The sequence below is a fragment of the Psychromonas sp. genome (assembly GCF_983033635.1).
Genome location: NZ_CEZLMY010000083.1, coordinates 1 through 8442, shown reverse-complemented (window position 1 = coordinate 8442; position 8442 = coordinate 1). Strand labels below are relative to the sequence as shown.

Here is an 8442-nt window from a genome sequence, read left to right as displayed (position 1 = left end):
ACTGTTAGCAACAACAGTGACAACAATGGTTGTGGAGCATTTTGAAAATCAGTTATTAGGCTTTATCAGCGGGACGCCATTAGAGCCATTAAAAGATATTCTATCAATTGTGGTTTCCGGAATACTATCCAGTATTGTCGTATATTTGATTGATAAAATGGATCTGTTTTCATTGGATGCAAAGAAAAGAACGCAGCGAATACAACAAATTTTTGCAATGCGTGTTCAGCAGTTAAAAGAAAATACAGATGCTTTTGAAGAGGCTTCGATTACAAAAATTGCTCAAGACAGGCTTAAATTTCGAACTGTTTCAGAAAACATGGCTAAATCAATTGCTGCCAATGAAGATGTAAATGAATCGGTTTATAAGATGGCTGATTTTATGAAAATAGACCTTAAAATAAAATCTACAGACCATTTTATGGATCTTCTAAATAAAGCCGAGCCATTGGTGGTCAGTTAAGTAAAAAAATAGAGGGTATTAACCCTCTATTTGAGCCTTTATGCTTTGCCATCCGATATTTTCTGCCAGTTAAAAGGCTCGCTGACAGAACGATGCTCTGCATCTGCAACTGTTTTGGGTATAAATTATGTCCATAGCCTAATAATTTAAAGTAATAAGTAACAAGTCACATTCAAGCTCTTCCCTCTCCCTAAGATTTGCGCGAAAACTAAAGTTGAATACAAAATTATTGACTTTATAGTTGGATGCAACTAAAAGTTAAAATGTTGTTAATTAAATTAATTTAAACTAAGCCGGTTTAGAGATGAAATTGTTCACAGGAGACTTCTTTTGCAGGAAAGCTAATCGTGACAAATCAGCCAACTTGATCGCTACCTAATAGGGTGAACACTACAGAAAGATATTCGTTATAGCGCATTAAAGAGAGAACATAATGACTAAATCATCAAATGTCCCGGCACTTTCTTATGCAGTTGTCTGCCTAGACAACAACACTTATCTGCGTAAATTTCTTTGGATGCTGCATGCTTGATTTAAACACAAATACTGATAACAGTGTTTCAGCCGATGTAAATAAGGCGCATCAAGCAGTTTCAACAACCCCTTTGATGAATTTATCCGCAGAATTTGCGCATGAGATTGTTCACTGGCTGGACTGGCAATGTCACATGATCTCTGATGTAAAGCAGGGTGGCGTGTTTCTGACCTCAAAAACAGCAGAAAGTCATCTGCAAATGCTCGCATTGTGGCCGGACTCCAACAGTATATCCTCGACCCTTGAAGCGATCGCAGTAAAAACAATCAAAGGTGGTATCGGAATTGTTCAGAAAGAGGTTAACGAGGAATCAGAACTATTCGACTATGTTGCTTATCCGTTGATGCAGAAAGATCGCGTAGTAGGTGCCGTTGTATTGACACTCGCGATTCGCTCAGAACAACAGCGGCAGGCCGTACTGCAATTATTGCAATGGGGTACTGTGTTTATGGAGAAAATACTGGAACGAAGTAATAATGAACGTTTGCAAACCACAACGCTGGCATTGAATGCAGTCGCACTTCTTTCTCGTAATGAACCTTTAGCGGTTGCCGGGTTTCATCTTTGTAACTTCCTAGCCGACAACTTTGATTGTTCACGAGTAGCACTTGGCCTGCGCAGCGGGTTACAGGTACGTGTTTTAAGTATGTCGCATCAGCTTCAATTCGACCGCCGCATCGATCGTGTCAGGCAAATTGAATTTGCGATGGAAGAATGTATCGAGCAGAATCAGAACATTATCCTGCCAGAGCCTTCGACAGACGAGCATGGCGTTATTCAAATCCATGCGCAACAGTTACTAAATGATAATAATGGCTGTGTTTGTTCAATTCCATTACGCAATGGCGAGTCACTGATAGGCGTTTTAACCTTTGTTTGTGATAAAAGCACCCAGTTTGATAATTCCACTGTTAAACTGCTCACTACTATTGCTGATAACATAACGCCCATTATCAGTCTAAATATTAGCAACTCCCAACCAGGCTGGAAAAAAACAGTTCGCACTATAGGCACACAGCTGCAATGCATAACAGGTCCTGGATACCTACGTTCAAAATTCATAGCGGCTGTCAGCATTATTGCGATAGGGCTGCTAACACTTATCCAGACCGATCATCAAATCACCGCACAAGCCACGGTTGAAGGTGAAATACAACAGGCGATCGTTGCACCTTTCAGCAGCTATATTGCCACCGCCAGCGCAAGAGCCGGAGACCGTGTTGAGAAAGACCAGATTCTGGCTACATTAGATAATCGGGAGCTATTACTTGAACATGAGAAGTGGTCAAGTGAACGTGCTAAACACGCAAAAGAATATCAGCAAGCGTTAGCGCTACGGGATCGTGCTAAGGTCAGCATACTGATTGCACGTATCGCGCAAACAGACGCACAGTTACATCGCATAGAAGAGCTGTTACAGCATACCCAGTTACGCGCTCCTTTTAGTGGTTTACTGGTGAACGGTGACTGGAGTCGAGCTCTGGGCGCTCCGATAGAACGAGGGCAATTACTGTTCGAGGTCGTCCCGGATAAAAATTACCGGATAGCTTTACAAGTAGATGAACACGACGTGGCAGGCTTGAATAAGGGACAAAACGGAAGCCTTCGCCTAACAGGGTTACCTGAAAACTCTATCCAACTGCGAGTTTCACGAATTCTTCCCATCGCGTCAGTAGGGCAAGGCAGTAATAATTTCCGTGTAGAGTCTGAAATAATCGATGCGCCGCAGGGGTTACGTCCCGGTATGCAAGGCTCCGCTAAAATTGTCATCGGTCGTGGCTGCTTATTAAAAGTGTGGACCCATCCTCTGCTCAATCAATTGCGCCTGTGGGCGTGGTCACGGGGTTTTTGATCTATGGATAATTTAATATGATCAACGAACAGCACCGATCATCACTATGGCAGCATGTCGCAGAATTGCAGCCACGTCTGCGCAAACATGTGCGCATTATTGTCCAAGACTATCGAGGTGAGCGCTGGTACCTCCTGCATGATCAATCTGCCGGACGATTTACTCGTTTCAATGCAGCGGCTTATGAAGTTATAGGCCGCTTAAATGGAGATTTCTCTGTTGAGGAAATCCTGCATCTTGCAAATACAGCTGGCAGCACAGACAGGCCGCTCGAAGCTGAAGATATACTGAATATTCTGGCACAATTACACAGTGCCGAAGTACTGCGCGATGCTATTCCTCTGCCTGCTCAGGATGTTCTTAACCGCTATTCGCAATCTCAACACTCAAAACGACGGGCACTGAGTAACCCGTTAGCTCTGCGCATCCCACTGTTCGACCCTGATCGTCTTCTTAACTATTTAGCTCCACTGGCACGGCTGTGCTTTTCTCCTACTGGTCTTTGGTTATGGTTTGGCGTTATGTTTATGGCGCTCGTTTTGGCTGTGGCGAATGGTCAAGAAATAGCCGCTGCAGCCGGAGCCAAAACTCTCAGCACCTCAGAGATATTAGCCTTCTCAATCCTATTTCCAATCATCAAAATTTTACATGAACTCGGGCACGGAATGGCAGTGAAAGCTGGTGGAGGCGAAGCTCATGAAACTGGCATTACGCTATTGTTATTTATGCCAGTTCCTTATATTAATGCTTCTGCTGCCTGGGCATTTCGCGACAAACGACGTCGTGCACTGGTTGGTGCTGCCGGCATACTGGTAGAGCTTTTTTTGTCGGCGCTGGGTTTATTTGCCTGGCTCCTGACTGAGCCGGGCATAGTCAATGAGATCGCATTCAATATAATGCTTATTGGCAGTGTATCGACGCTATTATTTAACGGTAACCCTTTACTGCGTTTTGATGGCTACTATGTACTTGAGGATCTTATAGAAATCCCTAATCTGGCATCTCGTTCAAGCCGTTTTTACCTGTACCTTATTGAGAAACATTTTCTTGGGCTGGCAGACTCGCGCACTCCGGTAACGGCAGACGGCGAACGCATCTGGTTCTTTTTCTATGGATTGGCCTCCCCTGTTTACCGTTTAACCGTTTTAATTGGTATTGCCCTGTATCTGTCCAGTGAGTTTCTGATTGTCGGAGTAATACTGGCCTGCTGGGCCGTATTTATACAGATACTCAAACCACTGCTAAAGACGCTGCGCTTCCTCGCCACCAGCCAGCGCCTTGAAGCGCATCGAACACGCGTTTTTTTTATGCTCGCAACATTGATTATTGGCTGTGCCAGCCTGCTGTTGCTTCCTGTCCCGCTGATAACACAAGCACAGGGGGTAATATGGCTCAACGAGCAAGGACAGATTCTCAGTCCTTCTAATAGCTTTGTCAAAGATGTTTTTGTCGCATCTGGTAGTGATGTCAAGGCAGGCGATCGGCTTTTACTGCTCGAAGATAAGGCTTTGGCCGCACAGCACAAGGTATTAGAAGCTCGTCTGCGCGAGCTGAGTGTAAAACAGTTTTTTGAACGTAAAAGCAGTCGCGTACGGACTGCGATGGTAGAAGATGATATCAAAGCTGTGACTGCCGAACTAAAACAAGTGTCCTCACAGCTTGGCGCATTACAGGTGATAAGCCCCGTCAACGGACACTTCATATTGCATGATCCACATGAATTACGCGGAAAATTCGTACGCCATGGAGAAATACTGGGTTACATCATCAATAATGAACAGCCGATTGTGCGCGCTGTACTGACACAAGACGGCGCGGGGTTGTCGCGCTCAAGACCCGTCTCGATTGAGGTCATGTTACCGGATCAGATGGATGCGCCTGTTCAGGCGACACTATTACGTGAAATACCTGCGGGAAGCTCAACGCTGCCCAGTGCCGCACTGGGGGCGCTCGGTGGCGGTCAGATTAGCGTAGACACTCGTGATGAAACAGGCCTGACTGCAACAGAAAAAGTATTTCAGTTAGATCTTGCGCTACCCGCAGGAACCAAGGTTACAGGTATCGGCGGGCGTGCCTATGTGCGCCTGGATCATGGTACTGAGTCTTTATGGCATCAGTGGATGAGAAGCATACAACAACTATTACTAAGTCGTTTACCCCCATCTTCAGGCTAGGGCGTGTTTACCTTTAGCCGAACCTTTAGGGCTGGGTTTGTTGGCTCTTTCTACTGCGTTATCACCTGTTTATGTAGAACCCCTACACCGCACAGGCTCTGCCTTGTATAAACTGCTAAAACGAATATGCATAGCTTAATGAACTCTGTTATCGCTTTTGCTTAAGAAAGTAATTCATAACAGCTTGTTATTATTCATAGTTTCCTAAAATAAAGCTAAGTCAACTATGAAAAACACAAAAACAAGTTAGAAACTGGAGCTGGGTCAAATTTTAGTTGTTACAGGAAATATTTTCGGTATTGTGTTGACAGTTTAATTATGCTAGCTAACATTTAATGGGTACGGCAGACATTTTTATTATGCAGACAACGGATGTTAGGGGGCAGCTATGGATGGTACTCGGCAACAGCGTAACCTTTTATCATTACTACTTGTGCAGTTAGCATTGTTACCTTCGATCGTAGCTGGGATGGAAATCGAGCCGCAACTCAGCGAACTCCAGTCTCTGGATTGCGTCATTAATCCCAGTGTCGTTGCAGATTTAGGTAGTAGAATTCCGGGAGTGTTGAAGACCGTACACGTGGACCGTAGTGACTTCGTTCACTCAGGTCAGCTTATTGCAGAGCTAGAATCTGGGGTCGATATGGCCTCGTTGGAACTGGCACGTAAGCGAGCCTCCCTCACAGCTGAAATAGAGTTGCGACAGATTAATGCAGCTTATGGTCAACGTCAGCACGAGCGCATTGAAGATCTGTATACTCGCAATGTTATTTCCACCAATGATATGGACCAGACACAAACCGAGACAAAACTGACACAGATTCAGCTTCGCCAGGCGATAGATAATCAACAGCTAGCGCAGCTGGAATTGGTTCGTGCTCAGGAAATTGTGGAGCGCCATGCCATCCGTAGCCCCGTAACAGGGGTCGTGATGGAACGATTTAAGACTATAGGTGAATACGTTGATGATCAACCCATCGTCCGCGTCGCTCAACTCTCTCCTCTTCATGTTGAAGTTATTATTCCAGTCGAGCAACTGGGTAAAGTGTATATCGGTATGTTGGCAGACGTCTGGTCAGACGCTATCGGCGAAAAGTGGCAAGCTGAAGTTAGTCGCATAGATCGCGTAGCTGATGTCGCCAGTGGCACCTACGGAGTGCGTCTGACTCTGGAAAACCCCGATTATAAAATCCCGGCCGGCCTGCGCTGCCGCATTAAGTTCCTTCCTACTGAGAACGTCACAGAGACAAAAATCACGCCAGTTAGTGAGTCGGCAACACCGATATCCACTATACCAATGGAAAAACAGATTCCAATGAATTCCGCTGCAGATACAAGCACTCCTGCAGCGCAAGAAGTTATAGATATTAGTCTTTCTGAGAACAGTCAATGTGGCCGCTTAGGTCCTTTTCCTGACAAAGCGAGTGCTCAGGCAAAGGCGTCAATGCTGCAGATTGACGGTGTGGATATCAAGATACAAAAAAGAACAGAAGATGTGCAGGCAGGGATTAGCGTTATGTCGCCACCTTTTGCCTCCATAGAGGAAGTCAATGGCTATCTAAAAAGTTTGCGTGCTTCCGGAGATAAAGACCACTTTCTGGTGGGCAGTAAAGGCAATCAACCCTACCAGGTATCACTTGGCATCTATTCAGTGAGTCAGAATGCAGAACGACGAGTCAAATATCTACAAAGCAAAGGCTTTAGTGTAAAGACGCAACTCAAATACACACAACAGGAGAGCCACTGGTTATTCGTGAACGGTCAATTTTCTTTGCTTGATTTTGAAACTCTGCAGCAGTTAGCTGACGCCACTTTGGATACAGAGATAATTACCTGCACCTGCAGGCGACCGTTGAATAATAACATATGAAAAAATATACGCCCCAAAATCAGCATAAACATGCATCGCCGATCGTCGAAGGGTTAGAACCTCGCATTCTCCTCTCTGCGGATCTTCCGGGTCTTGACCTTTTGCCTGATGACTGCCATACACAAGCGGAAATCTCTGTGGATGAAATTTTGGCCGAGGCCGAGGCTGAGTTCACTCGTATTGATGCTGAATTATCGTGTCAGGAAAACGCCAGTGTTACTGACAGCATGGAGCAAACAGATAACCCCGGCCTTCTGACGCAAAGCGCAGCTCAACCACAAAGCGTTCGTTACGAACTTGTGGTTATAGACTCAAGCGTCCCTGATTATGAGCTGCTATTAGATAATCTACAGTCACAAGCTGGCGAGGATAGTCTGATCGATGTGCTGATCCTCGATGCCGACCGCAATGGTATTGAGCAGCTCAATGAAATTCTTGCTCAGCGGCAGGATATTGATGCACTGCACCTGATCACACATGGTTCAGCAAGTGAGATCCAGCTTGGTAATAGCCAGTTAGGCCAAGCTGAGCTGCAGCAAAATGCCCAAGCGATAAGCAACTGGGCAAATGCCTTATCTGAAGAGGCTGATATATTGCTCTATGGCTGTAACCTTGCGGCTAGTGCAGATGGCCAAGAACTGGTAGATACACTAGCTCGTTTAACCGCTGCCGATGTTGCCGCCTCTGATGATTTGACCGGGAATGCGTTGTCAGGCGGTGACTACGATTTGGAATATCTGGATAGTGCGAATTTCAGTGGTGGCACTATGACCGTCAGTCTATCGGCCGGCGGAACAGCCAGCGACCAGCTGTCCATTACCGAAGGGGGCATGGTCAATTTGCTGAACGGCAATATCATGGTGAACGGTAATAATATTGGCTCATTTACGGGGGGGACAGATGGGGCTGATTTATTGATCTCCTGGCACGTATTAGCCACGCCTATTGATGTACAGACGGTGTTGCAGCAGATTAGCTATGATAACAGCTCCGATCAGCCCTCCACCGTATCGCGCACCATCGACTTTGTGCTTACCGACGGTGATGGCGGCACCAGCAATGTCGCCCAACAAACGATCAACGTTGCTTCTGTAAACGATGACCCGCTGGTGGCAACCAACTCGGCGTTGAACCTGGCCCAAGGGGACTCGTTACTGCTCCCAAATTCGCTACTGTACGTGACGGATCTCGATAATACGGCTGCACAAGTCACCTTCTCGCTGATCGCGACACCGAATAACGGCACACTCGAGCTCAATGGCTCGCAGCTGGGTGCCGGCGACACCTTCACTCAGGCGGATATTGATGCTGAGCTGCTGAGCTATGTACACGGCGGTGTGGATCTCAATCCCGACAGTTTTACCTTTACTGCGACCGATGGCGTGGGCGGAACCCTTGGAACAACGACTTTCGAGATCGCACTCTTTATCGATCCGCCGGGTAATGACGCCCCAGTGCTGAGCATGAGCGGCCCGGCCATTAACTACAGCGAAAACGATCCTGCTACCCCGATCGCCCCCACAGCTACAATGTTCGATATAGACAGCG

General features: G+C 46.3%; 5 protein-coding genes. All 5 read left to right on the top strand.

Features of this window, described 5'->3' with window-relative positions; all coding sequences use genetic code 11:
• The coding region (locus tag AC4GME_RS11560; RefSeq protein ID WP_490379422.1) for a hypothetical protein at positions 1-463 on the top strand (463 nt) is incomplete at its 5' end.
• Between the two features lie 524 nt (positions 464-987).
• A complete protein-coding gene (locus tag AC4GME_RS11555) occupies positions 988-2850 on the top strand; it encodes a GAF domain-containing protein (RefSeq protein ID WP_490377117.1) in 1863 nt (620 codons plus the stop codon).
• 17 nt (positions 2851-2867) lie between these two features.
• On the top strand, positions 2868-5024 hold the full coding sequence (locus AC4GME_RS11550) for a hypothetical protein (RefSeq protein ID WP_490377118.1): 2157 nt from the start codon (positions 2868-2870) through the stop codon (positions 5022-5024).
• Between the two features lie 388 nt (positions 5025-5412).
• Positions 5413-6894, top strand: coding sequence for an efflux RND transporter periplasmic adaptor subunit (locus AC4GME_RS11545; protein ID WP_490377119.1), 1482 nt, complete (start codon positions 5413-5415; stop codon positions 6892-6894).
• Positions 6891-8442 (top strand): DUF4347 domain-containing protein (locus tag AC4GME_RS11540; RefSeq protein ID WP_490379421.1); only part of this gene is annotated, 1552 nt, incomplete at its 3' end. The genes AC4GME_RS11545 and AC4GME_RS11540, both read left to right, overlap by 4 nt.